Below are 26,127 nucleotides of genomic sequence, written 5' to 3'. Positions count from 1 at the left end.
TTCGAACAGGGAGCACTTTATGTTCAACCCAGCTAACGAAACGCACTTCAGCCTGACCGTTGAAGACTACGTGGGCGACCTGCAAGTGCTGTCGTTCACCGGCACCGAAGGCATCAGCCAGCCGTTCCGTTTCGACCTCGAACTGGTCAGCGAAAACCCCGACCTGGACCTGGAAAAACTCCTGCACAAACAGGCGTTCCTCGCGCTCGATCCGCAGGGTTCGGGCATCCACGGCCAGATCTACCGCGTCGCCCAGGGCGATGCCGGCAAACGCCTGACCCGCTACAAGGTCTCGCTGGTGCCGCAGCTGCAATACCTGCATCACCGCACCAACCAGCGCATCTACCAGCAGATGTCGGCGCCGAAAATCATCGCGCTGATCCTCGACGAGCACGGCATCAAGGGCAATGCCTACAGCTTTCAGTTGAGCCAGCCGTGCCCGGATCGCGACTACTGCGTGCAGTACGACGAAACCGACCTGCACTTCGTCCAGCGTCTGTGTGAAGAGGAAGGCATTCACTACCACTTCCAGCACAGCAAGAAGGGCCATTTGCTGGTGTTCGGCGATGACCAGACCGTGTTCCCGAATCTCGGCCAGCCCACCGCCTATGTGCAGGGCAGCGGCATGGTCGCCGAAGAGCCGGTGATCAAGGGCTTCAAGCTGCGTCTGGAAACCCGCACCAGCCGCACCACCCGCCGCGACTACGACTTCGAAAAACCGCGCCTGCAAATGGAAGCCGCGTACAAACCGGATGGCGAGAGCACTGAACCGGATCTGGAAGACTACGACTACCCCGGCCGCTTCATCGACCGCGCGCGCGGCAAGTTCCTCAGCCAGCGCGCCCTCGAACGCCACCGCGCCGACTACCGCCAGGCCGAAGGTCGCGGCGATCAGACCAAACTGGTCAGCGGCCACTTCATGGAAATGTCCGACCACCCGCGCAGCGAGTGGAACGACCTTTGGCTGCTCACCGAAATCTTCCACGAAGGCAAACAACCGCAAGTCCTCGAAGAGTCGGTAACCAGCGACACCACCGACAACAAGGATGACTTCCACCAGGGCTACCGCAACACCTTCCTCGCCACCCCGTGGGACGTGTTCTACCGTCCCGCGCTGGAGCACCCGAAACCCCGCGTGCTTGGCAGCCAGACCGCGATGGTCACCGGCCCCAAAGGCGAAGAAATCCACTGCGACCAATACGGCCGCATCAAAGTGCAATTCCACTGGGACCGCGAAGGCCTGGCCGACGACAAGACCAGCTGCTGGCTGCGCGTCTCCAGCTCCTGGGCCGGCGACCGCTACGGCGCGATCTCCATCCCGCGCATCGGCATGGAAGTCCTCGTCACCTTCCTCGAAGGCGACCCCGACCAACCACTGGTCACCGGCTGCCTGTACCACAAGGAAAACCCGGTGCCGTACGCCCTCCCGGCGAACAAAACCCGCACCGTCTTCAAAACCCTCAGCTCCCCGGGTGGCGGCGGTTACAACGAACTGCGCATCGAAGACAAAAAAGGCGCCGAACAAATCTTCATCCACGCCCAGCGCGACTGGGATGAGAACGTTGAGCACGACCAGAAGATTCGCGTCGGGAATGAACGTCACGACACGGTGGTGAAAAACACCTATACCGAGCTGAAGGCTGAAGAACACCGCACCACCATCAGCGACCGCAAGATCGAAGCGAAAGCCGACGATCACCTGACGGTAGGAGAAAGCCAGCACATCAAACTCGGTACCGCCCAGTTGACCAGTGTGGGGAAAGAGATCCACCTGAAGTCTGGCGACAAGATGGTGATTGAGGCTGGCACCGAACTGACCATTCTGGGCGGTGGGAGCTTTATCAAGCTCGATGGCGGTGGTGTGACGGTGGTTGGACCGGTGGTGAAGATCAATGCCGGAGGCTCGGCAGGAAGCGGTACGGGAATTGGCATTCTGGCACCGGTCATTCCGCTGATTGCGGATCAGGCTAGGGCGGGGAACACACTGAAGTCTGGTACTGCCAATAGTCCGAAGTATGACGAACAAATCCGTTTTGTGACCGGGCTCGGTCAACCCATAAAGTCTGTGAAGGCAGCGATTATTGTCCCTTCGTCGGTCGCTCCTAAAATCTCCAAAAGCAACGCAGATGGTCTGCATCCGCGTGTGGTGACTGACAGCGAGGAAACCGCTGAGGTCCATCTGATGTGGGACGAACTCATCGTGCCGGAAGGCTCCGACGATTACGAAGCGAGTAGAAATAAATGAGCGCACCCGTTGCTACATTCAAAACCAATAACCAAAGCTGCTCCGTTCAAGACATCACGTTGAAATGCGACAAGCTGTGGACGATGGGGCAGCAAGAGGCTATCAGCCGACTGAGTGTCTCAGAAAAGAGCTGGTTTTCTTCGTCGAGCAAAATGGTATTGGTGGGTGACTTCAGCGCACGAGCCGCGCGCATTGCAGCAGCCTATGCTGAGTTTTACCTAGAGCGTGGTGAGGACGGCAAACCTGACTTGAAGGGACGCTTTTACTGGATGGGATTGGCAGCTTTCGCGAGCAAGCAAGTCATGTGTGGTCTCGATTACATTCCTTCGGAACCGTACCTGACAGGCATAGTGCCGTTGCCATTTCAGATCCCCTACAAAATAGGCAAAAATGGCCTCGGCATGGGCAACTTTTGGCTGTTTCAGGATATTTTTGTCTGGCATTGGTTCTATAAAAAATATCCGGAGCAATTTAATGACTGTGCCCCGAAGCGAAACGCGAAGAGCTGCGATGCGCAAGTTCAGATGAATATCGATGAGTTGCCTTGGGCGGATAAAGCACTACCTGTTCTGAAAAATCTGGGACTGACTCCTGACATCACTGCAGGCTTCAACCTCATAAAAAAATCCGAGACGACATCTGATCCGGTTGCGAAACGAAATATTCAACAGCAATCACTATTGGCAATTGCTGATCATGAACAAAGAAGAATTCTTCAACCGCTTATCTATAACGGCTTTTTGTTTCAGAAAGTTCTGCAGACACAAGCTGCCGCTGAGGGTGCACCGTTTGTACCGTTGCGGGTTGCTTCTTTCAGTTCTGCCTGCGATGTAAATAATAAGGAGTTGCGGGTTCAGATGACTAAAGGGGACTTGTTTAACGAGTCTGATCGAATGGAGTTTATTCTGGAAATTGCAAAGCAATACCATAAAATGATGGGGCAAAAGAAAGATTATATGGAGCAGCAAATAGAGACGATTTCTACTTGGAAAAGCCGAAAATGAAATTTTACGGGTTGTTGTTTTTTTTATTGCTCGCTGCATGCGGTGACTCAGACAAAGTAGGGACTGTTTCCATGGCAAACAAAACCCAGTTAATCAGTGTTGAGATTGGTGAGGAGATAAACAATCTACTTTCTAGTTCTCCTGTGTCTTTTTCAAAAGAGTGCATTTCTGATGTGGATATGTGCTGGTATAAAGTTAAAAAGTCATTCGGTGATGAAGACCTTCCATCAGTCGAGGTGAATAAATCTCTGCGTCTAGACCAGGTTGCGAGTGTCAGTACTGCAGTAGATGGTGAGGTGGGCACTACTGTGGAGAACCTCGACTTATCAGTTCGTAGCCTCCCGGATGGAAGCAAGCATGATGAGTATCGAGCGTTTTTATACGATCTTATAAAAAATATAAAGAAGGCGGGCTGGGTACACTATTACGCACCTTCTGATCCTAGAATTTCAGGAAGTCAAATTGGCAAAATTAACTCAGCTGATGAAGTCATGGGTGATAACGTATTAAGTCACCCGTGGCTGGATCCGAACTATAATCTTGATCATGAGCGATGGTTGAAAGTCGGTAAATTCTACAATTGGCATTTTTATAAGGATGGCAATCATCTTACGTTGCAAGCATGGCGGCGAGACTCTGATGATGCTCCTGATGAGCGCGGAACGTATTTGGTAAGTTTGAGCTTCACCACCGAGCGTGAATACTGGAGTGCTGCTTTCACCGAGGCTGATGATAAAAAGCGTTGGAAAGAGCTGCTGCCAGCCAAGATGAAAGAATATGCTGCTATTCGGAAGTCCCGAGAAGACAAGGCGGAAAAGGCGGGTATTGAAATTGACTCAAGCTATCAAGATCCAACCATCAAAGCATTGAAGTGAGTTGGAAGGAGACGGGTTGTATTCTTCCTGTCTCCTTTAAACTCCCCGCCCTCAAGGAACGCGCTCAGGACACGGAATGCCAGTCCCCTCTTTCTCTCTTCGCCCCGCGATGGTGCTTTGGCTGTATGCCGCCGCGATCGTGCATGTGCTCGCCGGTCTCACGCTGACCTGGGCCGGTCATTCCGGATTACTCGACGGCTATTTGCACACCCTCGAACTCGCGTTTTGGGGCGCGGATACGGTTCCTGCTGCCGGTCACGAGCAGCAGGTCTGGTGGCTCGCGTTGTTCGGCGCGACGCTGCAAAGTTATTCGCTGTACATGCTCGCGTTGGTGCACCTCGGCAACCGTCTTAAAGCTCCCGCAATTTGGGGATGGTTGATGGCGGGCGTGCTGTTATGGGCGCCGCAGGACATGTGGCTTTCAGCTCAACAACAGGTCTGGTCGCATCTGTGGCTCGACGGTTTCGCGCTGCTGGTGCTGTTGCCGCCGCTGATCTGGCTGCTGCGCCATGATCGTCGGAAATCCCCGCCGGAAAGGACCGTGAGCAAATCCAACCCGTTTGCCGGCGGCGCCTACAAGCGTGTGCTGATCACCGGGGGTACCGGGTTTATCGGTGAAGCCGTAGTCAATCAATTACTCGATGCCGGCCACACCGTCAGCGTGTTGGCGCGTGATCCGCTGAAAGCGGCGAACCTGTTCGACGGTCGCGTTCGCTGTGTGCGGTCGTTGAGCGAACTCGGCCGTGACGAACCCTTCGACGTAGTGATCAACCTCGCCGGCGCACCGGTCGCTGGTCCACGCTGGAGCCCCGAGCGGCAGGCGCAATTGCTCGCCAGTCGGGTCGATACCACCGAAGCCTTGATGACCTGGCTGAAGCACACAAGCCATAAACCCGCGCTGTGGATTCAGGCCTCGGCCATCGGTTTCTACGGCGTGCGTGATGCCAGCGAAAGCCTCGATGAACAGGCCTGCAAGGGTGACGGTTTCATGGCCGAGCTCTGTGCGCGTTGGGAGGCTTCGGCGCAACCCGCCACGCAGTTTGGCGTGCGCCAGGTGGTGCTGCGCCTCGGCGTGGTGTTCGGGCCGGGCGGTGCGTTGTTGCCGTTGCTGATTCCGTTTCGCCTGGGTTTCGGCGGACGCATGGGCGATGGTCGGCAGATCATGAGCTGGGTGCATCGCGACGACGTGATTCAGGTGATCGCTCGATCCTTCCACGATGAAAATTTGCGCGGCACCTACAACATGGTCGCGCCCGAAACCGTCAGTCAGGCAACGTTCGCCGAGAACGTCGGCAAAGTCCTCAAGCGCCCGGTGTGGTTCCACATTCCAGCCGCGCCAGTGCGTGCTTTGGCCGGGGAAATGGCTCAGTTGTTCTTTGACGGTCAGCGCGTGGTGCCGCAGCGTTTGAGCGAGGCGGGCTACACGTTCCGCTATCCGACCCTCGACGCCGCGCTGCGCGATCTGGCCTGAGGATCGCCCATGAGCAAGCCCCTGATGTACCTGCTGGCCGGCAACGGCAGCGCCGCCGATTGGTGGGATGACGCGCTGCCGCATTTTCAGCGTTACACCGTGGTGCCGCTGGAGCTGCCGGGCTTCGGCACCAACCCGCAGCCGCCCTGCGAGGATCTGGCGGCTTATGCGCAGACCTTGTTGGCGATGACGCAAAAAAGCAGCGCGATCATGGCCGTCGGGGTCAACGCGTTGCTGGTGCTGCATGCGCTGCAACGTCGGCCCGGACATTTTTCTCGCAGTGTGTTGCTGGCGCCGGTGGGCGCCTTTTTGTGGCAGCGCCGATTGCCGGCGCTGATGTCTCCGCTGCCGATCCGCAAGTCCATTCATTGGTTGCTGTCGAACAAGCCCACACTCTTCGCACGCAAGTTCTCCAACCAGACCTGGACGCCCGCGCAGTATCAGCGCATGGGCGCCGGTTATGCGCGCTGCCGTGCGTTTGTGCCGCACTGGGATCTGATCCGTGCCGACACCGCGCTGCCATTGCTGGAGTGGATCACCGACCCGGTCGAACTGGTCTGGGGCGATCAGGACAAGGTGCTCGGCATCGAACAAGCCGCCGCATGGTCGGCGATTCTTGCGCGCGCAGACCTGACCATCAGCCTGAAACCCGGTTGGGGTCATTACCCGTGGATCGACGCGCCCGCGCAGTTTGCGCAGTGGCTGGAGTCGGGCGAACGCGGGTTTGTCGCGCACACCAAGGGCGGGCGTTTGCGTCTGGCGGAACTGGCCCGGCTGCCGGTGCCGGCGGCGCTGACCCTCAACGATTGCAACGATCCGCGACTACCGACCTTCCTCGCCCGCCAACCGGAGGCGACCTGGGCGGTGCGTTCTTCCAGTTATGGCGAAGATCAGGCTGACTCGGCGAATGCCGGTTTGAGCACGACCTACCTGCGCGAGCCGTCCGCCAACGTGCCGGCGCGCATTGCCGCGCTGACTGCCGAAGGTGTCGAGGAAGTGGTGGTGCAGCGCTTCATCACGCCGCAGGTGTCGGGCATCGCGTTTGTGCGTCATCTGTCGGTGGAACTCGAATGGGTTGAAGGTCATCTTGAGTCCCTTGCCGACGGCCAGATCAGCCCGGAACGAGCGACGCTTTCGCGGGTCGGCGAAGCCTGGCGCAGTGGCACGTTCACGGCCACGCACGGTTTGACCGAAGACGTGCTGTGGCGCTTTCTCCAGGATGTCTTGCGGGTGTTCCACTATGTGCCCGGCGATGTCGAATGGGCCTGGGACGGTACGCAACTGTGGCTGCTGCAATACCGGCCGATCAGCGACTACGGCTGGCGCCGCCACCTGACGGCCGCCAACATCGCCGAGATCCTGCCGCCGCAACCCAGCGTGCTGGTGGAGTACGCCCAGCGCCGGGCCGCCGCGAGCATTCCGGCGATCATGGCCCGTTGGGATGCGCGGGTGTTGCAGGACAACGAGCCGTTCACGGCCGTGTTTGGCGGCGCGTCCTACATCAACAACGACCTGTTTCTCGCACGGTTAGCCGACTGGGGCATCAGCGCCAGCAACTATGCAGGTGAAGTCGGCGGCGCGACTCCGCATCTGCCGTGGCGACCGCTGCGGATGTTGCGTTCGCTGCCATTGTTTCTGCGCATGCAGCGAATCGCTCGCGGGCATTTGCTGAGCCTTGAGCACGGCTTGCAGCGCTTCGACCGGGAGCTGACCGACCTCGTCGCCCAAGGTGCTGACGGTCAGCAACTGGCCGACTGGTTCACCCGGTTTTATGTGTTCGTGGTGCAGGGCAATCTGTGCATCGCCACGGCGCTGGCCAGCAGCGGCGGAGACTGGCTGGGCCGACCGCCGACCGCTTACGACAACCTGGAAAACAGCCCCCATCGACTGCCGTGGGAGACCGATCCGGCCACACCTCGACCTGCGTCGAGCGAGCTGCCACTACAGGCCTTCCCGCAATGGTCAGGGCTGATCCGCCTCGCTCATTCGACCGGCCTGCCGGGCCTGCGTGGTTACTACCTGCAAGTGCGCGAGTGGTATCGCGATAACCTGATGCGAATCTTCTTTCGCCTGCATCACGCTATGCCACTGGCGGATCGCGAACACTGGTTTGCGCCGCACCCGGACATCCGCACGCGCGACGGCAGCTTCTGGCAGGACGGCCGCGAAGGTGCCGAACAAGCCACCGGATTCATGATTTACCCGGGGCAGGTGCGGGGCATCCTTGGCGAAGACATCTTGCTGGAAGACACCCTCGATCCGGGGCGTCACGCGCACTATCAGGCAGCGCGGGCGGTGATTGCGCGGATGGGTGGGCGGTTGTCGCATGGTTCGACGTTGTTGCGGGAGCTGCGTAAGCCTTCGGCGGTGATGCCGCAGGTTGATCCAGCTTGGGTGGGGTGTGAGGTGCTGTACCTCGATGGTGAGCTAGAGCTGATCAATCCTGCGAACAAAGGATGAGCCGACTGCTGTCAAGAAGTGGTCGATAACGTTATGCACAGGGATATGGATTGATGGGTTTGATCAAGCCTTCATGGCTGCTGGGTTCGCTACTCGGCTGTATTGCTCTGGTACAGACGGCTGTGGCCGCCGATGTCATTGCGGTCGGCAATAAGTCGGGCCTGTCAGCTGTTGCACACGGCCCTGTCCAGGCAGCTGTCGAACTGGATTCATGCCGGTTCTCCATGCCGCTGTTACAGGATCAATGGCTGACGTTCGAAAGCTTTTATCTGGTGTTTGTCGCGGGCAAACAACTGCCCACTCGGGCCAGCGCACCTGGCATGTGGCAGGCGGAAACGTCGAGTGGCTATGACTGGCATTTCGAGAAGTCCGGTAACTTGAGCCAGCCGTGGTTTGGCGCGGTGTGTGAAAGCGCTGATAGCTTCTCCTTGCTGACCGCCCGGAAGCCTCCGGAAAATGACTCCATTGCGCTGCAAGTCCTGCGTGATGACAACGACCGTAGATGCCCGGCGACCCTGACCGATCATGGTTGGGAGCCTACGTCGCTGGCGGGGCCCAAGAACAGATACACCTTCGAGACATTAGGTGGAGAGAAGTCTTCGGGTTTTATCTTCGGTTTTCATGACAAGTCACGACGCCACATCACTCGCGTCGCGTTTTGCCTGCTGCGCGGCGAAAGCGTGTTGATCGGCTCGGCGGAATCAGGCTCGGCCACCCCGTTGGCGATCAGCGCCGAAGGATTTGAACAAATCAAAACAGCGGTGCGCAGCATGGCTTTTGAATAAGCCTGCGATGACCGAACGGAGTTACAGCGTGGCGGCAGCATCCTGTGCGGCGAAGTGCTGGATGCGCGCACGGGGAAGGTTGTCGGCGGGCTGCCGAATGCATACGAAAGCCGCTACAGAACCCGCTACTTCGAGTTTGTGAACAATGAGTTCCGGCTGCAGACGTTCAAAGACTTGTGAGCGTCGCCGTTTGATTAAGGATGATTGGATGAACCGCTTTTCCATTCGGCCCATGCTGAGTGCACTTCTACTGTTGCCCCTCACCTACGCCATTCCGGCAACTGCCGATGCAGGGAGTTGCTATGGCTATCTCACCGAAATGGTCAGGAGCAGCGACTTCCCGTTTCGCTATGTCGGCAAGGACAAGGTCGATCTGCTGATTGATGAAGACGACGGTGAAAGGGTGCGAGCCCAGTTGCTCTTTGATACGGACGGCACCGGCACCATCGGGTGGATCAAATACACCCCGGCCACTCGGATGTTGCTCAATACCTCGGCTGAACTGGAAGAGCCGGTAGAACTTTCATTCGATGCCAAATTCGCCGACGGCTACGCAAAGTGCCTGGCTGGACAACAGGCCGGTTAACGCCAAAGGGAATTTTCCATGAATCAGCATCTTTTCGCGGGCAGCCTTAAGTGGGTATCGATGGTTGGCTGTCTGTTCGGTGCTATGAGCGCCTTTGCCGAGGACCCGCCAATAGTCGGTGTCGACGGGAACACGGTGTCGTTTCGGGCTACAGAATGGACGATGCCCGGTGTGGATTCGGCGACCGCATGGTTCACCGGCAATGGCAAAACCTTCCCGCTCTTTGGCGTCGACATTGGCGCCGATGGGCACTCCAATATGCTCAGTCCTGACAAGAAAACCTTGCTGCTCGACCCGGTGATCTTCGGCATGTTGTCGGACGAAAACGGTGAAGAGAAGCTAGTGTCGCAACAGCATTGCACGGTTATCTCAATGGAGACCGGTTGCGTGCTGGCTGATCGTTCGGCCACTTTTTGTGTCGGCCAGTGGAAGGGCAATCAATGGGTTACCGGCGACGGCGATATGCTCACTCCCGCCCTGGAGACGAGGTCCCCAAAGGACTTGCTGAAACATGTCTCAAGTCACGAGCCGGCGCAATCCCGCGCAGAGTCCATCGAATGGGGGCTGGTCTTTTTAAGTCCAGAGTCCTACATGGCGTGTCATCCCCCGGCGCAAAATGTTCAGGCCTATAACGACTTGGGCTTTTACTTGGCCGAGGGCGGCAAAGATGAGCCTGCACTGAAGTTCTATCGCGGCGTTGAGGCCGTCGGTAAGCGCACCGTGCTGATGTTGAACATCGCCGATTCACTCTGGCGCCTTGATCGCAAAGACGAAGCGCAGCGCTATTACAGCCAGTACCGCGACGCGATAAGTGCGGACGGTAAGGCGCAGAAAATACCTCAACGTGTAGTTGAGCGATCCGTCTTTCAGGGAATGAAAAATTGAACATGTTTGTGCGCTTTATCGCGTTGAGTATCGGTTTGTCCGTGGGCCATGCTGGCAGCTGGAAGAAGTGATGGATTACTCGCTTTGAAACAGGTGGCAAGTTGAAAAGATTAGGTTTGATCGCGTTATTGCTGTGTTCTTTCTCTGCGGTGGCGGGGCCGATGTTCCCGTCACTCACGTCGTGCAGGGACGTTGGCAGCGACTGCGCGCTGGCGCTGAAGGACAACTTTCTGATGGACGCACATTCCGAGCAGCGCCTTTCCGAGACGGCGGAGCCGGCAGGGGCGATGAGTGACTTCTGGCTGTATCGAGATGGCGAGCGCTACATCCTTCAGGAAGAAAATTACTCCCAGGCGAAGTCGCGCCGTTGGCTGGTTTTCACCTATGACAGCGGCAAAGTTGTGCTCGACGGCGCTTATGTTTTCTCGATCGACATTGATATGAACACCGGGCCCTACTGGCATGGCTACGACTGCCGAGGTGATGCCAAGCCGTTCGCCGTGCCTACGAAAGATTCGTTCAGTGAGGTCGCTTTGGAGGCGTTGTGCGGGGAGGCCGAAGGCTGGGTCGTCTCGGGCGGGGATACCAAGGTGCCGGTGTCGGCCAAAGGGCTGGCCGTCAGTGTTCCCGTTTATCACGACCGCAACCGTGAGGGTTCAGCGACGTACCTGTTTACTGTAAGCGATGTTCCGGATCTTTCGAAACTGGTTTGCCTGTCCAACTGTGCTGATATCGCGGAAGCGCCGAAGCGCGTTTCGCAGGAGACGGCGCCGTTGAAGCACGGGCAGGATGGAACGTTGTGCTCGGATGACGAAGACATCTACTTCAGCTGCCCGCTGGAGGGCGGCAAGACGGTTTCTGTTTGTGCGCGGGGAAACAGCAAGCCCACGGCCGGTTCTGTTCAGTACCGTTACGGTGTGCCGGGGAACATCGAGATGGTCTACCCGAAGAATGCTATGCCACCCAAGGGAAAATTCTTTGTTGTAGATGCGTCGGAAGGGAGCGTGAACCTGAACATCATCAAGTTCAAAAGCGGTGCGTATACCTACCTTGTTAGCCAGGCCTTCGTGAGTTTTCTGACGGTGCTCAAGGAGGACAAGGTTGTATTCAGGCAGCGATGCGGCTCAGGAAGTTATTCCTTCATAAACCGGGCGGCGCTCCAAGGGTTGGAGTCGCGATCAAAAAGCGCAGAGGACTTTCGCTAGTTGCTGTTGCCGAAGATCAGAAAAGGGGACTCAACGTCCCCTTTTTTCCGCCCGCAATTCAGCTACGGCTTGGCCTGATACTCCCGAAACTCAATGTGATCGAGCGTGCCTTCCACCATCAACCGCACACCGTCCGCCATTCTGCTCAGGCCCAATGCCATCGAGCGGCGGGGGCCGTCGAGGTCGTCGGCCAGGTTGGCGGCGATGGCGCTGATGGACAGGAGGTCTTCGGAGGCGTTGGCCATGAGGGCTTCGGCGTCGGCGTTGGGGCAGAGGGCGAACAGGCCGCCCAGGCGTTTGGGGCGTGGGGCTCTGGGTTTGAAGTGGTGGTCGAGGGCGCGTTCGGCGGCTTCATGGAGTTTCTTCGAGTCTGGGAATTCGTAGGGAGAAACTTCTTCGTCAGTGAGGGTTGGATCGATCATCGGTGTAAATCCTTTGGAGTTGGAAAGATTTGCCCCGGTTTTCGGACTTGCACATCCGGTCACCGATTTTGCGGCGACACACAGAGGCTATCGACGATGGTCCAGCCTGCCTAGTTCATGGACAGCACTGCAGTTTGAAGGACATTTCCCAAGGATTTGCGAGGTAGAAGATCAAAAGATCGCCGCCTCCGGCAGCTCCTACAGGAATGTGTTTCTTCAGGTGTAGGACGGGGGGATGGTGTGACGCGGAGCGTCACGGGATGCATTCCCACGCAGAGCGTGGGAACGATCAAGCCCAGAGGGTTAAATCGTGACTTGGTAGTCATCTGGCCGGGAAAAACCTACATCGTCTTCTATAAATCCAAGATAGTGGCGAATCCGTCCGAATCCCTTACACTCCCCCAGCCGTTCATTTTCCTTTTGAGGCTGTGCGCATGAAATTTCGTTTTCTTCTGTGGATGCTGGGTCTGTTGATGGGTAAGGCCAGTCGGACAAATCCCGCGTTCCAGCAGCAGTTGGGTGACAAGGATCTGGTGTTTCAGCTGCAGACTCTGGACGGGAAAGTGGCGCGGCATTTCGTGGTGAAGGACCAGCGCATTACCAGCAAGTCCGGGGTGGTGGCGGAGCCGGCGTTTGCGATTGCCTTCAAGGATGCGGCGTTCGGGTTTGCCACGATGCAGGCGAAGAACAAGCAGTTGGCGTTCATGCAGGGGATTCAGGACAAGTCGATCCAGCTCAAGGGCAATCCGGCGCTGGTGATGTGGTTTCAGGGGTTGATGAAGTATTTGAAGCCGCGGAAGGCGAAGGCCAAGGCTGCTTGAGTATTGCGTGAGGCTGTGACGCGGAGCGTCATGGGCTGCATTCCCACGCAGAGCGTGGGAACGATCAAATACAAAGGCCCCACACTCGGTTGAGTGTGGGGCCTTTTTTATGAGCGCAAATCAGGCCTGGCTGAACTGCGAAGCCAGTTCGCGCAGCAGGACTTCGGCTTCCAGGACTTTGCTGACAACGTCATTGGCCTTATCGCGAGTCAGGCCAACACGCTCCAGCAGCGCATCCGGAATGTCTTCATCCGGCCCGGAGCCGATGCCGCGACTGCGCAGCAGGCGCACGGCCAGGCAGACGAGGTTCGGGTATTCGGCGTAGGCGCCGTCGTAGTTCGGGTCGTGCTGGAAGCGCAGGGCGGTGGCCAGTTCGTCCGGCATGTCCCAGTAGCGCATCAGCCAGGAGCCGATCTGTTCGCGGCTGATGCCCAGCAGGTGTTGCTCGACATAGCTGTGGCACAGGTGCGGGTTGACCTCCAGGTGGCGGCAGATCAGCGAGAAGTGCGGCGGGAACACGTGGGCCAGCAGCAGGTAGCCGAAGTTGTGCAGCAGACCGGCGAGGTAGGTCAGGCCGGATTCCGGGCGCTGGGCACGCGGCATGGCGCGGGTCAGGCCTTCGATGACGGCGGCGGTGTAGATCGACTGCTGCCAGTACGGCGTGGTGTGCTGCGGGTGGTCTTTCGGCAGGCTCAGGGTCTTGCCGAGGGCCAGGCCCAGCGCCAGGTTGATCACCAGATCGAAGCCCAGCACGCGGACGATCGCGTCTTCCACCGAACGGATTTTGCCCGGCGAGGCGTAGTACGGCGACGCCGCCCAGCTCACCACTTGCGCGGCCAGCGCCGGGTCGGTTTCGACCACGCCGGTGATGTCGTCGATGGTGGCGTTGGGGTCGACGCGCAGCTTGATGATTTTTTGTGCGGTTTCGGCCAGCGGCGGAATCTCGATGGTCGCTTCCAGACGCTGCTGGATGCGCCGCGCGGTGAACGCCTGCACGGCCTGGGTGATTTCCTCGCGGTCATCGTCCGGGCGGTCGAGGTTCGGGCGGATGCTGCTCAGGGCTTCGCCGAAGTTGGCGGCGCTGGCCTTGGTCAGCATGGTCTTGAAGTCTTCGCTGGCGATTTCCAGCAGCAGGCCCGGCTCGCCGGAGTTGATCAGCAACTTCGGCTCGCGCAGCAGGCTTTCTTCGTAGAGGCACGGCGAGCTGGTCAGCGCCGGCAGGCCCGGCAGCAGGCTCAGGCTGTGTTTGCCGAGCATCTTTTCCAGGCGCTCGGTGGACACGGCGGTCAGGCGACGGCCCGTCAGCTCGGCGAGGCGGTTGAGATCCAGCAACTGGCTCTGTGGAAACAGCACCATCAGCGCGCCGACCGCGTCATCCAGCAACACGGCCTGCACTTTGCGCGAGGCATTGAGGCCGTGGTGGTCGAGCACTTCTTCGTAGGCGATGCCCAGCTTGTTGAGCAGCAGCCGAATAACAGACGGAGCGTGCGGGAGTTCGGGGGCGAGAGCAGCTTCGGTCATGGTCTGTATCCGTTTTTGAAACAATTGCTGGAGTATAACCAGCTTGGTTGGAACGAGCTTTGAGAAACTGCGACGGTGCTCACACTTGGCCGTATTGCTGCCCGTGTCGCAGCCATCGGTCGAGCAGCGGGCTGACGTGGGTGGGCCAGCGTTCGAGCAAGGCTTGGGCGGCATCGCGTACGGCGGGCAACAGATCGGCGTCGCGCATCAGGTCGGCGACTTTGAATTGCAGCAGGCCGGTCTGGCGGGTGCCGAGCATTTCGCCGGGGCCGCGCAGTTCGAGGTCTTTTTCGGCGATGACGAAACCGTCGTTGGTCTCGCGCATGATGCCCAGGCGCTGGCGACCGATCTGTGACAGCGGCGGATGGTAGAGCAGCACGCAATGGCTGACCGCGCTGCCCCGGCCGACACGACCGCGTAACTGGTGCAGTTGCGCAAGGCCCAGGCGCTCGGGGTTTTCGATGATCATCAGGCTGGCGTTGGGCACGTCCACGCCGACTTCAATCACGGTGGTGGCGACCAGCAGTTGCAGGTTGCCGGCCTTGAATTCGGCCATGACGGCGGCTTTCTCGGCGGGTTTCATGCGGCCGTGGATCAGCCCGACCTTCAGCTCGCCGAGGGCGGCGGTGAGGTCTTCGAAGGTGGTTTCGGCGGCCTGACAGGTCAGCTCTTCGGACTCTTCAATCAGCGTGCACACCCAATAGGCCTGTCGGCCCTCGGCGCAGGCGCTGCGCACCCGTTCGATGACTTCGACGCGGCGGGTGTCGGTGACCAGCACGGTGTTGACCGGGGTTCGGCCGGGTGGCAGTTCGTCGAGGATCGAGGTGTCGAGGTCGGCGTAGGCGCTCATCGCCAGCGTCCGTGGAATCGGCGTGGCGGTCATGATCAGTTGATGCGGGCACATGCGCCCGCCGACGCCTTTCTGCCGCAGCGCCAGACGCTGCTGCACGCCGAAGCGGTGCTGTTCGTCGATGATCACTAGCGCGAGGTTCTTGAACTGCACTTCATCCTGGAACAGCGCGTGGGTGCCGACCACCATCGGTGTGCCGCTGGCGATCTGCTCCAGCGCGGCGACGCGGTTCTTGCCCTTGAGCTTGCCGGCCAGCCACGCCACGTCGATGCCCAGCGGTTCGAGCCAGCGCTTGAAGGTGATGAAGTGCTGCTCGGCGAGGATCTCGGTCGGCGCCATCAGTGCGACCTGATAACCCGCTTCCAACGCTTGCAGCGCTGCTAGGGCGGCGACTACGGTTTTGCCCGCGCCGACGTCGCCCTGAATCAGCCGCAGCATCGGTTCGTGCTGACTGAGGTCGTAGGCGATTTCGTTGCCGACTCGCTGTTGCGCGCCGGTCGGGTTGAAGCCGAGGTTGGCCAGGTATTTCGCCGGCAGCTTGGTGGCTTTCGGCATCGCCGGTGCGCGCAGGGAGCGCATGCTTTCGCGCAGGCGCTGCTGCGATAACTGGTGAGTCAGCAGTTCTTCGAAGGCCAGGCGATGCTGGGCCCAGTGATGACCGAGGGCGAGTTCGTCGACGTCGGCATCGGCGGGCGGGTTGTGCAGGTAGCGGATCGCGTCGGCCAGCGGCGCCAGTTGGTAGTCGCGGGCCAGTTCGGTCGGCAGCCAGTCGGGCAGGGTGGCCGGCTTGAGCAGGGTCAGGGTCTGCATGCACAACTGGCGCAGACGCGCTTGGGTCAGGCCTTCGGTCAGCGGGTAGACCGGGGTCAGGGTTTCATCCACCGGTGGCGGTTCGTCGCCGTTGATGGCGCGGTATTCCGGGTGGTAGATCTCCAGCCCCGACGCGCCGGGCCGGGCTTCGCCGTAGCAGCGAATCCGCGTGCCGCGCTTGAGGCCTTCTTTCTGCGCGTTGCTGAAGTGGTAGAAGCGCAGGCTCAAGCCGCCGGTGCCGTCCTGCAAGCGCACGACGAGGCTGCGCCGCCGGGCCATGACCACGTCGGCGCCACTGACGGTGCCTTCGACCACGGCGTCCTGCCCCGGCCGCAATGCGCCGATCGGCACCACGCGGGTGCGATCCTGATAACGCAGCGGCAGGTGGAACAGCACGTCCTGGAGGTTTTCCAGGCCGACCTTGGCCAGTTTCTCGGCCATGGCTTCACCGACACCCTTGAGTGCGGTGACCGACACCTGCGACAGTTCAGTCATGACGCTGGCTTAACCGGCCGTGACCGGCGCGGCAGGTTTGGCAACCGAGCACAGGCGAATGGAGTCAGCGAGGATCTCGATGGCTTTCGGCCGTGGGAAACTGGCGCGCCAAGCGATGGCCACCGTGCGGAACGGCACTGGTGCCGACAACGGACGCACTTCGATCACGCCCGGGGCGTAGTGATGGCTGTCGACCGCCGACAGCGGCAGGATCGAGATGCCCAGGCCGGACGCGACCATGTGGCGGATGGTTTCCAGCGAGCTGGATTCGACCGTGGTGTGCTTGGCGCCGTCGTTGCCCTTGGTCAGGGTCGGGCAGGCTTCCAGCACCTGATCGCGGAAGCAGTGACCTTCGCCGAGCAACAGCAGGCTCTTGTCGTTGAGCAGGGCGGCGTCGATGGATTCTTTCTGGGTCCACGGGTGCTGGGCCGGCATCAGGACGTAGAACGGCTCGTCGTAGAGTTGCAGGGTCAGCACGTCGGCTTCGTTGAACGGCAGGGCGATGATGATCGCGTCCAGTTCGCCGTTGCGCAATTTGTCGCGCAGCACGTGGGTGAAGTTTTCTTCGATGTACAACGGCATCTGCGGGGCGACCCGGTGCAGTTGCGGAATCAGGTGCGGGAACAGGTACGGGCCGACGGTGTAGATCGCGCCGACTTTCAGCGGGGCGGTCAGCTGGTTCTTGCCGGCCTGGGCCAGTTCGCGGATGCCTTGGGCCTGCTCCAGCACTTTCTGCGCCTGGGCGACGATGCCTTCGCCGACCGGGGTCAGGCGCACGGCGCTTTTGCTGCGCTCGAAAATCAGCACACCGAGTTCGTCTTCAAGCTTTTTCACGCCCACCGACAGGGTCGGCTGGCTGACGTGGCAACGCTCGGCCGCGTGGCCGAAATGCTGCTCTTGGGCGAGGGTAACGATGTAGCGTAATTCTGTGAGGGTCATAGCAAGCGTCCATGAAGATGCGGGCCAAGCATACCGGCTGCAATCGATAGACGCACGTTATCAGACTGAGTGATGAATGCGACACCGGGCAATGCCGGTTTGCCGTGGATGGATAAGCAAAAGGCACCTTTCGGTGCCTTTTTGGCTGGATCAGGCCGAGCTCCGCGGGTGCGGATCAGCGGCGGCGTTCCAGCGAGTACACAAACGGCGCAACGATTTCGATCGCGCCATTGGTCAGCATGTCGGCCGGTGGCTTGGGCAGCGGTTGGGCGCGGCGGATCATTTCCAGGGTGGCCCGGTCCAGATCGGCGTTGCCGGAGCGGCCCACCAGTTCGAACGACAGCACGTTGCCTTCGCCATCGACCACGAAACGCAACCGGTTCAAGCCTTCCTTGCCCCGTGCCTGAGCGCTGGCCGGGTACTTCTTGTACTTGGCCAGATGCGCGAGCAAGGTGCCTTGCCAGCTGGCCTTGGCGGCCATTTGTGCAGGCGACGGGCCCGGTGCAGGCTGGGCGGATTTCTCCGTCGGGGCCTGAGTCGGTTGGGTATCGGCCGGCTTTTCTTCGGACGGTTTCTCCTTCGGCGGATCGGGCAGTTTCTTCTCGATCGGCTTCGGCGGTTTTGGTTTCGGCTTGGGTTTCGGTTTCTGCACCGCGATCTCGGCTTTTGGCGCTTCGGCCAGTTTCGGGATCGGCAGTTCTTCAACCGGAGCCGGTGGCTGCGGTGGCGTGACGACTTTCGGCGGTGCGGGCGGTGGCGGGGCCGGAACCGGTGCCAGCTCGACCATCATTGCCTGCGGCGGCAATTCGATGGGCGGGCGGGCGGTCCAGTTCAGCGCCAGCGCGATGGCCAGCGCGTGAACACCCAGCACCACGGCCAGGCTACCGCTGTAACGCGTCAGCTTATGGCGCGTCGTGATCATTTCTTGACCGCGCTCTCGAGTCCGACCAGACCGACCTTCAGGTAACCGGCGGCGCGCAGGTTGTCCATCACGCTCATCAGGTCGCCGTAATCCACGCCTTTGTCGGCCTGGAAGAAGATCGTCGTGTCTTTCTTGCCCTGGGTCTTGGCGTCGAGTGCGGCGCCGAGGGTTTCGGCTTTCACTTCGTCTTCGCCCAGGAACAGGCGCTGGTCAGCCTTCACGCTGAGGAACACCGGTTTCTCCGGCCGCGGCGCCGGTTTGGCGGTCGAGGCAGGCAGGTCAACCTTGATGTCCACGGTGGCCAGCGGCGCGGCCACCATGAAGATGATCAACAGCACCAGCATCACGTCGATGAACGGCGTGACGTTGATTTCGTGGTTCTCGGCCAGATCGTCGTCTGCGCCTTCTTTCAAATGCAGGCCCATGGCCGATTACCCCACTTTCACCATGTGCGGTTGCGAGCTGTTGCGCTCAGGCTGGTGGTCGAGGTCGCGGCTGACCAGCAGCAGCACCTGAGCCGACGCATCGGACACCTGAGCCTTGTAACCGGCGATGGAGCGGGCGAAGACGTTGTAGATGACCACGGCAGGAATCGCGGCAACCAGACCCAGTGCGGTAGCCAGCAGCGCTTCAGCGATACCCGGTGCTACGACGGCAAGGTTGGTGGTCTGGGTTTTGGCGATGCCGATGAAGCTGTTCATGATGCCCCACACGGTGCCGAACAGACCGACGAACGGCGCGGTGGAACCAATGGTGGCGAGGACGCCGGTGCCGCTGCTCATGTTGCGGCCACAGGCGGCAACCAGGCGCTCGAGGCGGAAGCTGACGCGTTCCTTGATGCCTTCTTTCTCGCGGGCGTTGGTCGACAGGCGCATTTCTTCCAGCGCGTCGTGAACCAGCAGGTTGGCGAGGGTGCCTTCCTTCGCGGCGGTGGCGCTGGCCTCTTTAAGCGTGGCGGCTTTTTTCAGGGCGGCAATCTCGCCGCGCAGACGACGCTTGGCGCCCATCAGCTCGAAACCCTTGGCGATCCAGATGGTCCAGGTGATGATCGAGGCGATGGCCAGGCCGATCATCACGGCTTTAACGATCACGTCGGCGTTCTGGTACATGCCCCATGGCGACAGGTCGTGGGCCATGCCCAGAGTGTTGTCGGCTTCGAGGACTTCCGGCGCATCGGCGGCGCTGGCCTCTACGGCCTGCACCGGGTCGGTCGCGGCAGGTGCGGCTGCCGGAGCGCTCTGTTCGGTGGCGGCTGGCGCGGCCGGGGCTTGTGCGTCAGCGAATGCGGCGACTGGCGCCAGCATCAGGCTGAGCAGCAGGGCAGCCACAGCGCTCCAGGCGCGAGGTCGGTTGGTTGGCGAAGCGGAGTTTTGAATGCGTGTCATGCTGGCCGGACCTGAGATAGAAAAACGGTAATGCTCTTCCAGGCCTCGTAAGGCCGAGAACAAAAGTGGCGTGCATTATTGCAAGTAATTCTTGTTAACAGAAGTAATAGAGTTGCTTTTTTTCCTTCATTGCTAGCCGCTCGTCCCTTGCCGAGGCTAGTCTGTCGCTTTCCGATGGGAGTTTTTTGATGTCCGCGCCTACTGTTTTGATCGCCGGTTGCGGTGATGTCGGCAGCCGTCTGGCCACGCAATTGCTGGCTGCCGGCTTCCAGGTCTACGGCCTGCGCCGTGATATTTCACGTTTGCCGGATGGCGTTATCGGTGTGGCCGGTGACTTGTTCAATGAAGATTGCCCCGAGACGTGGCCGGTGGGCGCTATCGATTACCTGGTGTATAGCGCGGCGGCCACCGATCACGATGAGGCCGGTTATCGCGCGGCTTATGTGCAGGGTTTGCAGCATGTGCTGGGTTGGCTGAACGATTACGGTCAGGAGCCGGAGCGGCTGCTGTTCGTTTCCAGCAGCAGTGTTTACGGGCAGCAGAACGGCGAATGGGTTGATGAAAAATCCGAAACCGTCGCCGCTGGTTATTCCGGTCGGTTGATGCTGGAGGCCGAGCAGGTTGCGCTCAACAGCGGCATTCCTGCGAGCATCGTGCGCCTGACGGGTATTTATGGCCCCGGCCGTGAATGGCTGCTGACCCAGGTGCGTCGGGGTTATCGCGTGGCGGTCGATCCGCCGCTGTATGGCAATCGCATCCATGCCGACGACGCGGCGGGGTTGATGGCGTTTCTGCTGGAAGCAGCTCGCAAAGGCGGGTCGCTGGATGACATCTATATCGGCGTGGACGATGCGCCAGCGCCGCTGGCCGAAGTGGTGGCGTGGCTGCGTGAGTATCTGGGCGTCACCGAATGGTCGGAGGACGAGAGCGTGCGTCGCACCGGCAGCAAGCGTTGCAGCAATGCCCGGGCGAAGGCGCTGGGTTGGGTGCCGAAGTATCCGAGTTATCGCGAGGGGTATGCCGCGATTCTTGAGGGGCGCTGCTGATCTTCGGTCGTAAAAAAGGCGGGAGCAAATGTTTGCTCCCGCCTTTTTTGTCTCAAGCGCCGATCATTGCTTCTCGAGCAACCACTTGCGTTCACCCGGGGTGAACTGCGGTTGTTCGTCCGCCAGCGCGGTGTTCACGGCTTGCAGGATTTCCAGCTCTTTGCCCTTGCGAACAAAGATCCAGTTGTTGCCCTGGCCGTTCTGCTGCAACCACATGCTGTCGTTGCCGCTGCTCATCGATGCGCAATCGCCTGCGAGGCACAGCGCATAGCGGTCGGCACCCGGCAGGCCGGAGACTTGACCGTCCGCCTGGAACTGCACGGTGGCGCCTTCGCCCTGGCCGCTGGTGATCGTCCAGTTGCCGCCCAGATAAGCGGAATACAGCGCGCGTTCGAAGCTGGCGCCAATTGGTGCGCCTTCCGGCACCGGGATCTGCGCGCGGTCAAAGACCTGTTCCGGTTCGTTTTCGTTGGCGGCTTGTTGCAGTTGGCCGCCGTCACGTTTCAGCTCGCTGGCGGAGCTACCATAGAAATCGACTTTCCAGGCACCGGACTGTTCGCCGAGCAAGCGACCTTCGACGTTTTCGAAACCGTTGGTATAGCGGGCCTGACCGGCCTTGGTGTTGACGTCCCACTCCAGGTTCGGGCCATAAGCCTGAAGCGCTTCGCGCAGGGGACCGCCCTTGGCAGCGGCATCGATGGCGACCTGATTGATCCAGGTGCCGCTGATGTCACGGTCGGCAGGGTTGCTGGCGCAACCGCCGAGGAAAATGGCGAGCAGCGAGAGAGCAAGCGCTTTGCGCATGGTGGAATCCTTTCAAAACCTTTTCTTTACCGCAGAGCAGTCGGCGCGGCGTCTGAGGCCGCGCCGTGCGCATTACTCGATGACCAGAATGGCATCCATTTCAACCTGCGAACCCTTTGGCAGGGCTGCTACGCCGATAGCGGCGCGCGCCGGGTACGGCTGGTCGAAGTACTTGCCCATGATCTCGTTGACCTTGGCGAAGTGGCTCAGGTCGGTGAGGAAGATGTTCAGCTTGACGATGTCCTTGAACGAACCACCGGCGGCTTCGGCCACGGCTTTCAGGTTCTCGAACACCTGGACGGTCTGGGCTTCGAAGCCTTCGACCAGTTCCATGGTTTTTGGATCGAGGGGAATCTGACCCGACATGTAAACGGTATTACCGGCCTTGATCGCCTGAGAGTAAGTACCGATGGCGGCTGGGGCCTTGTCGCTGGTGATAACGGTCTTGGTCATGTATGACTCCTTGTAATGTTTGAGTTATGCACGCATGCGGGTGATGCGGATCACCCCGGTCAGGGCGCGCAGTTTCTTGATCACGCGGGCCAGGTGCACACGGTCGTGGACGCTGACCACCAACTGGACAACGCTGATGCGGCCATCGCGTTCGTCCATGCTGATTTTCTCGATATTGCCGTCGGCTGCGTTGACGCTGCTGGCCAGCAGGGCGATCAGGCCGCGCTGGTGTTCCAGCTCGACGCGCAGTTCGACGTTGAATTCGCCGGTGACATCCTTGGCCCACGAGAGCTGGATGCATTTTTCCGGGTTGTGGCGGATTTCGCTGATGTTGCGGCAGTTGTCCAGGTGCACGACCATGCCTTTGCCCGCCGACAGGTGACCGACAATCGGATCGCCCGGGATCGGCGTACAGCATTTGGCGTAGCTGAGGACCAGGCCTTCGGTGCCGCGAATCGCCAGCGGACCTTCCGGGCTTGGCAATTGTTCGCCTTCGCCAAGCAGGCGGCGCGCCACGACGTAGGCCATGCGGTTGCCCAGGCCAATGTCTTCCAGCAGGTCTTCGATCAGTTCGAGGCGGTACTCGGTGAGCATCGCCTTCACGCGTTCGGCCGGAATCTGTTCCAGCGCGCTGTCGAAGCCGTTGAGCACCTTGTTCAGCAGGCGTTCGCCGAGGCTGATGGATTCGGAGCGGCGCTGCAGTTTCAGCGCATGGCGGATGTGCGTGCGCGCCTTGCCGGTGACCACGAAGTTGAGCCACGCCGGGTTCGGCCGTGCGCCGGGAGCGCTGACGATCTCGACCGTGGAGCCGCTTTGCAGCGGTTCGGACAGCGGTGCGAGACGACGGTTGATCCGGCAGGCGATGCAGCTGTTGCCGACGTCGGTGTGCACCGCGTAGGCAAAGTCGACCGCCGTGGAGCCTTTGGGCAGCTCCATGATCCGGCCTTTGGGCGTGAACACGTAGACCTCGTCCGGGAACAGGTCGATCTTCACGCTCTCGATGAATTCCAGCGAGTTGCCGGCACGTTGCTGCATTTCCAGCACGCCCTTGACCCACTGACGGGCCCGGGCATGGGTGCCTTTCGGCTGCTCGTCGCCGCTGGATTTGTACAGCCAATGGGCGGCGATGCCGTTGTTGGCCATCTCTTCCATTTCGCGGGTGCGGATCTGGATCTCGATCGGTACACCGTGCATGCCGAACAGCGTGGTGTGCAGCGACTGATAGCCGTTGGCCTTGGGGATCGCGATGTAATCCTTGAAGCGCCCCGGCAACGGTTTGTACAAATTATGTACAGCACCCAGCACGCGGTAGCAGGTATCGACCTTGTCGACGATGATCCGGAACGCGTAGACGTCCATGATCTCGTTGAAGGCCCGACGCTTGCCGCGCATTTTCTTGTAGATGCCGTAGAGGTGTTTCTGGCGACCGCTGACTTCGCCCTGGATGCCGTCGATGGCGAGGCAGTGGCCAAGGGACTCTTCGATCTTGTTGACGATTTCCTTGCGGTTGCCCCGGGCGCGCTTGACCGCCTGGTAGATCCGCGCGGAACGCATCGGGTGCATCGCCTTGAAGCCGAGGTCTTCGAATTCGATGCGGATCGCATGCATGCCCAATCGGTTGGCGATGGGTGCGTAGATCTCGAGGGTTTCCTTGGCGATGCGCCGGCGTTTCTCGCCGGACAGCACTTCCAGCGTGCGCATGTTGTGCAGGCGGTCGGCAAGCTTGACCAGGATCACGCGAATGTCGCGCGCCATGGCCATGGCCATTTTCTGGAAGTTTTCAGCCTGGGCTTCGGCCTTGGTCTCGAAGTTCATCTGGGTCAGTTTGCTGACCCCGTCGACCAGTTCGGCCACGGTTTCACCGAACTGCGCTTGCAGCGCTTCTTTGGCGATACCGGTGTCTTCGATCACGTCATGCAGCATCGCAGCCATCAGGCTCTGATGGTCCATGTGCATGTCGGCAAGAATATTCGCCACCGCAAGAGGATGCGTGACGTACGCCTCGCCGCTTCGGCGGCGTTGGCCGTCGTGGGCTTGTTCGGCGTAGAAATACGCTCGGCGGACCAGGTTGACCTGGTCATTGCCGAGGTAGGTCGATAAGCGATCGGCGAGGGCGTCTATGCTCGGCATGATGTCTCCTGCCGTAGGCTGTGATCCCGCGCCGTGCTACGTCGACCAGGCATAGGCTTAGACGGCCTCGTTGGACTCGTCCTCGAACGCAGCGAAGACAGGGTCTTCGTGGACGATTTCCTGCTCGGCGATGAACTCGTAGCTCATCAGGCCTTCAGCGATTTCACGCAGCGCAACTACGGTCGGTTTGTCGTTTTCCCACTGAACCAGGGGCTCTTTGCCGCCGGTGGCCAGTTGACGGGCACGCTTGGTAGAGAGCATGACCAGCTCAAAGCGGTTTTCCACGTGTTCTAGGCAGTCTTCAACGGTTACGCGGGCCATGGTATTCCTCGGAGCGAATGCAATATGCGCGCTGCCCGGTTGGGCGAGCGGACTCAATAGTTTAAAAAATCACCAGCGATTAGGGAAGCGCTGATTTTTTGACCAGACCCTTCAACGCGCTGCAAGTGCCAATGTAAAGCCCTTGCAGCGGTTTTGGGAAGTGCTGTTTCAGCCCAGCAATTCAGCCAGCAATTTGCCGAAACGCACTTGCTGGCGTTTCTGTTGCAGCTGATTGGCGCGGAAAATCGCCTTCAGATCGTCCAGCGCGTGGGCGAAATCGTCGTTGATGATCAGGTAGTCGTACTCGACGTAGTGGCTCATCTCGCTGACCGCTTCGCGCATCCGGCCGTCGATGATTTCGTCGCTGTCCTGGCCACGGTTGGTCAGGCGCTGGTGCAGGGCCTGCAGCGATGGTGGCAGAATGAAGATCGAACGGGCCTGCGGCATCAGCTTGCGCACTTGTTCGGCGCCTTGCCAGTCGATTTCCAGAATCAGGTCGTGACCTTCATCCAGGGTCTGCTGCAGACGGCTTTGCGAAGTGCCGTAGAAGTTGCCGAAGACTTCGGCGCGTTCCAGGAAGTCGCCGTGCTCGCCCATCTTCACGAACTCTTCGCGGGTCACGAAGTGATAGTTCACGCCGTCCACTTCGCCCGGGCGCATGGCGCGGGTGGTGTGGGAAATCGAGACGCGGATCTCCGGGTTGGCGTCGGTCAGGGCCTTGACCAGACTGCTCTTGCCCGCGCCCGAAGGGGCGGAAATGATGTACAGGGTGCCGGTGCTGTGGGTCATGTCGGGGTAGCCTTACTCAATATTCTGCACTTGTTCGCGCATCTGCTCGATCAACACCTTGAGGTTGACCGCCGCCTGGGTGCTGCGCGGGTCGAAGGCCTTGGAGCCCAGTGTGTTGGCTTCGCGGTTGAGCTCCTGCATCAGGAAGTCCAGGCGCCGGCCGGCGGCACCGCCGGATTTCAGCACCCGGCGAACTTCGATGATGTGGGTGCTCAGGCGATCCAGTTCTTCGGCCACGTCGCTCTTTTGCGCGAGCATGACCATTTCCTGTTCCAGGCGCTGCGGGTCCATCTCGGCCTTCATGTCGGCGAAGCGGTCGAGGACTTTCTGGCGCTGGGTGGCGAGCATCTGCGGAACCAGTTCGCGCAGGGTCACCACGTCTTCCTCGATGGAGGTCAGGCGGTCGTTGATCAGGCGGGCCAGCTCCGCGCCTTCGCGCTCGCGGCCGGCCTTGAGATCTTTCAGGCCCTGATTGAACAGGGCCAGCGCCTCGGCGTTCAACGCCTGCGGGTCGGTGGCGTCGGCGACCAGTACACCCGGCCAGGCCAGCACTTCCAGCGGGTTCAGCGCCGCCGGGTTTTTGATCAGGCCGGCGACGGTTTCGGCCGCGGCGACCAGTTGTGCAGCGCGCTCGCGATCCACCTGCAGCGGCTTGCCGGTGCTTTCCTCGGTGAAGCGCAGGGTGCATTCCAGTTTGCCGCGCGAAAGGCCCTGGCGCAGGGCTTCGCGGACGGCGCCTTCGAGGTCGCGAAACGACTCTGGCAGGCGCAGGTGGGGTTCCAGGTAGCGGCTGTTGACCGAGCGCAGCTCCCAGCTCAGGGTGCCCTGAACGCCGGCTTTTTCGACGCGGGCGAAGGCGGTCATGCTGTGCACCATGGGGTGACCTCGCGATACAGATCGGCG

24 protein-coding genes are annotated in these 26,127 nt (G+C 60.2%); 11 read left to right on the top strand and 13 right to left on the bottom strand.

Annotated elements, in window-relative coordinates; genetic code table 11:
• The first annotated feature begins 19 nt into the window (after positions 1 to 19).
• The 9 genes from AC0R79_RS00315 (at position 20) to AC0R79_RS00275 (ending at position 11,516) form a co-directional block, all read left to right on the top strand.
• Positions 20 to 2,245: a type VI secretion system Vgr family protein gene (locus AC0R79_RS00315; protein ID WP_474732705.1), complete on the top strand. Its 2,226-nt coding sequence runs from the start codon at positions 20 to 22 to the stop codon at positions 2,243 to 2,245.
• On the top strand, positions 2,242 to 3,249 hold the full coding sequence (locus AC0R79_RS00310) for a DUF2515 family protein (RefSeq protein WP_011336580.1): 1,008 nt from the start codon (positions 2,242 to 2,244) through the stop codon (positions 3,247 to 3,249). The genes AC0R79_RS00315 and AC0R79_RS00310 overlap by 4 nt, the downstream gene beginning before the upstream one ends.
• A 71-nt stretch (positions 3,250 to 3,320) precedes the next feature.
• Positions 3,321 to 4,124 carry a hypothetical protein gene (locus AC0R79_RS00305; RefSeq protein ID WP_240664967.1) on the top strand — a complete coding sequence of 268 codons (804 nt, stop codon included), beginning with the start codon at positions 3,321 to 3,323 and terminating at the stop codon, positions 4,122 to 4,124.
• A gap of 76 nt (positions 4,125 to 4,200) precedes the next feature.
• The gene (locus AC0R79_RS00300; protein ID WP_474732703.1) at positions 4,201 to 5,595 is read left to right on the top strand and encodes a TIGR01777 family oxidoreductase; all 1,395 of its coding nucleotides are present in this window, start codon (positions 4,201 to 4,203) and stop codon (positions 5,593 to 5,595) included.
• 9 nt (positions 5,596 to 5,604) lie between these two features.
• Entirely contained in the window at positions 5,605 to 8,055 is a 2,451-nt protein-coding gene (locus AC0R79_RS00295; protein ID WP_474732702.1) for a PEP-utilizing enzyme, read from the top strand.
• A 53-nt stretch (positions 8,056 to 8,108) separates the two neighbouring features.
• Entirely contained in the window at positions 8,109 to 8,840 is a 732-nt protein-coding gene (locus AC0R79_RS00290; RefSeq protein ID WP_474732700.1) for a hypothetical protein, read from the top strand.
• Between the two features lie 208 nt (positions 8,841 to 9,048).
• Complete coding sequence (locus tag AC0R79_RS00285) at positions 9,049 to 9,426, top strand: hypothetical protein (protein WP_474732698.1); 378 nt, start codon at positions 9,049 to 9,051, stop codon at positions 9,424 to 9,426.
• An 18-nt stretch (positions 9,427 to 9,444) separates the two neighbouring features.
• Positions 9,445 to 10,311, top strand: coding sequence for a tetratricopeptide repeat protein (locus AC0R79_RS00280; protein WP_474732696.1), 867 nt, complete (start codon positions 9,445 to 9,447; stop codon positions 10,309 to 10,311).
• 116 nt (positions 10,312 to 10,427) lie between these two features.
• Positions 10,428 to 11,516, top strand: coding sequence for a hypothetical protein (locus AC0R79_RS00275; RefSeq protein ID WP_474732694.1), 1,089 nt, complete (start codon positions 10,428 to 10,430; stop codon positions 11,514 to 11,516).
• 62 nt (positions 11,517 to 11,578) lie between these two features.
• On the opposite strand, the gene AC0R79_RS00270 is transcribed toward AC0R79_RS00275, so the two are convergent.
• Positions 11,579 to 11,938, bottom strand: a complete 360-nt coding sequence (locus AC0R79_RS00270; protein ID WP_221534048.1) for a DUF6124 family protein — start codon at positions 11,936 to 11,938, stop codon at positions 11,579 to 11,581.
• A 434-nt stretch (positions 11,939 to 12,372) separates the two neighbouring features.
• Here AC0R79_RS00270 and AC0R79_RS00265 point away from each other — a divergent pair, with 434 nt between their 5' ends.
• Positions 12,373 to 12,759, top strand: coding sequence for an SCP2 sterol-binding domain-containing protein (locus AC0R79_RS00265; RefSeq protein ID WP_007954413.1), 387 nt, complete (start codon positions 12,373 to 12,375; stop codon positions 12,757 to 12,759).
• Between the two features lie 120 nt (positions 12,760 to 12,879).
• Here the strand turns inward: AC0R79_RS00265 and AC0R79_RS00260 are convergent, their stop codons facing one another.
• The 6 genes from AC0R79_RS00260 to exbB form a co-directional block, all read right to left on the bottom strand.
• Positions 12,880 to 14,280 carry an aminoacyl-tRNA deacylase and HDOD domain-containing protein gene (locus AC0R79_RS00260; protein ID WP_127800645.1) on the bottom strand — a complete coding sequence of 467 codons (1,401 nt, stop codon included), beginning with the start codon at positions 14,278 to 14,280 and terminating at the stop codon, positions 12,880 to 12,882.
• Positions 14,281 to 14,359: 79 nt separating this feature from the next.
• Positions 14,360 to 16,435 (bottom strand): ATP-dependent DNA helicase RecG, encoded by a 2,076-nt coding sequence (recG, locus tag AC0R79_RS00255; protein WP_474732691.1) that lies wholly within the window; start codon positions 16,433 to 16,435, stop codon positions 14,360 to 14,362.
• 9 nt (positions 16,436 to 16,444) lie between these two features.
• Positions 16,445 to 17,374 (bottom strand): hydrogen peroxide-inducible genes activator, encoded by a 930-nt coding sequence (locus AC0R79_RS00250; protein WP_007954418.1) that lies wholly within the window; start codon positions 17,372 to 17,374, stop codon positions 16,445 to 16,447.
• Positions 17,375 to 17,549: 175 nt separating this feature from the next.
• Positions 17,550 to 18,296, bottom strand: coding sequence for a TonB family protein (locus AC0R79_RS00245; protein WP_007954422.1), 747 nt, complete (start codon positions 18,294 to 18,296; stop codon positions 17,550 to 17,552).
• Entirely contained in the window at positions 18,293 to 18,721 is a 429-nt protein-coding gene (exbD, locus tag AC0R79_RS00240) for a TonB system transport protein ExbD (protein ID WP_007954431.1), read from the bottom strand. Before exbD ends, AC0R79_RS00245 begins: the two co-directional genes overlap by 4 nt.
• A 6-nt stretch (positions 18,722 to 18,727) precedes the next feature.
• The gene (exbB, locus tag AC0R79_RS00235; protein ID WP_007954433.1) at positions 18,728 to 19,681 is read right to left on the bottom strand and encodes a tonB-system energizer ExbB; all 954 of its coding nucleotides are present in this window, start codon (positions 19,679 to 19,681) and stop codon (positions 18,728 to 18,730) included.
• Positions 19,682 to 19,869: 188 nt separating this feature from the next.
• Here exbB and AC0R79_RS00230 point away from each other — a divergent pair, with 188 nt between their 5' ends.
• Positions 19,870 to 20,727, top strand: a complete 858-nt coding sequence (locus AC0R79_RS00230; protein ID WP_474732689.1) for an SDR family oxidoreductase — start codon at positions 19,870 to 19,872, stop codon at positions 20,725 to 20,727.
• 63 nt (positions 20,728 to 20,790) lie between these two features.
• Here the strand turns inward: AC0R79_RS00230 and AC0R79_RS00225 are convergent, their stop codons facing one another.
• The 6 genes from AC0R79_RS00225 to AC0R79_RS00200 all read right to left on the bottom strand — a co-directional run bounded on the left by AC0R79_RS00225 (position 20,791) and on the right by AC0R79_RS00200 (position 26,100).
• The gene (locus tag AC0R79_RS00225) at positions 20,791 to 21,531 is read right to left on the bottom strand and encodes a putative periplasmic lipoprotein (protein ID WP_007954437.1); all 741 of its coding nucleotides are present in this window, start codon (positions 21,529 to 21,531) and stop codon (positions 20,791 to 20,793) included.
• 72 nt (positions 21,532 to 21,603) lie between these two features.
• Positions 21,604 to 21,984: a RidA family protein gene (locus tag AC0R79_RS00220; protein ID WP_003229509.1), complete on the bottom strand. Its 381-nt coding sequence runs from the start codon at positions 21,982 to 21,984 to the stop codon at positions 21,604 to 21,606.
• A gap of 24 nt (positions 21,985 to 22,008) precedes the next feature.
• Positions 22,009 to 24,114: a bifunctional GTP diphosphokinase/guanosine-3',5'-bis pyrophosphate 3'-pyrophosphohydrolase gene (spoT, locus tag AC0R79_RS00215; protein WP_007954439.1), complete on the bottom strand. Its 2,106-nt coding sequence runs from the start codon at positions 24,112 to 24,114 to the stop codon at positions 22,009 to 22,011.
• Between the two features lie 57 nt (positions 24,115 to 24,171).
• Complete coding sequence (gene rpoZ / locus AC0R79_RS00210) at positions 24,172 to 24,435, bottom strand: DNA-directed RNA polymerase subunit omega (RefSeq protein ID WP_003229503.1); 264 nt, start codon at positions 24,433 to 24,435, stop codon at positions 24,172 to 24,174.
• 168 nt (positions 24,436 to 24,603) lie between these two features.
• The gene (gene gmk / locus AC0R79_RS00205) at positions 24,604 to 25,224 is read right to left on the bottom strand and encodes a guanylate kinase (RefSeq protein WP_003229498.1); all 621 of its coding nucleotides are present in this window, start codon (positions 25,222 to 25,224) and stop codon (positions 24,604 to 24,606) included.
• 12 nt (positions 25,225 to 25,236) lie between these two features.
• The gene (locus AC0R79_RS00200; protein WP_007954440.1) at positions 25,237 to 26,100 is read right to left on the bottom strand and encodes a YicC/YloC family endoribonuclease; all 864 of its coding nucleotides are present in this window, start codon (positions 26,098 to 26,100) and stop codon (positions 25,237 to 25,239) included.
• Positions 26,101 to 26,127: the final 27 nt, after the last annotated feature.

It is taken from the genome of Pseudomonas sp. HD57-3, assembly GCF_056113135.1.
This window is presented reverse-complemented; position numbering and strand designations above follow the sequence as displayed.